This window comes from Pseudoalteromonas sp. SIMBA_162 (assembly GCF_046535955.1).
Lineage (GTDB): Bacteria > Pseudomonadota > Gammaproteobacteria > Enterobacterales > Alteromonadaceae > Pseudoalteromonas > Pseudoalteromonas marina.
This window is the reverse complement of the sequence record NZ_JAWJBQ010000663.1, coordinates 1-259: the sequence shown is the minus strand read 5'-3', so window position 1 is coordinate 259 and position 259 is coordinate 1. Positions and strand designations below refer to the sequence as shown.

1 pseudogene is annotated in these 259 nt (G+C 74.1%); it reads right to left on the bottom strand.

Annotated elements, in window-relative coordinates:
- Positions 1-259: pseudogene (locus R0J88_RS21320) on the bottom strand (MFS transporter); the annotation flags it as partial.

Sequence of the window (259 nt, the reverse complement as noted above, 5' to 3'; positions counted from 1 at the left end):
GCCTGCTGCGCGTGGCTGGCGCGCAGGCCCACGAACATCAGGCCCAGGATGATGCCGCCGCCCGTGCCCAGGCCGAGCAGCACGATCCACAACGTGGCCCAGCCCGGCGCCGCGATCAAGCCGACGAACGCCACCAGCGAGGACAGCGCCGAGCAGAACGCGGCCGCGCGCTGGTCCTTCATGCGGCGCACCACCGGCGCCAGGAACAGCGCGGGCCCGGCCGACATCAACTGCAGCAGCCCGTGCAGCGAGCCGGCGC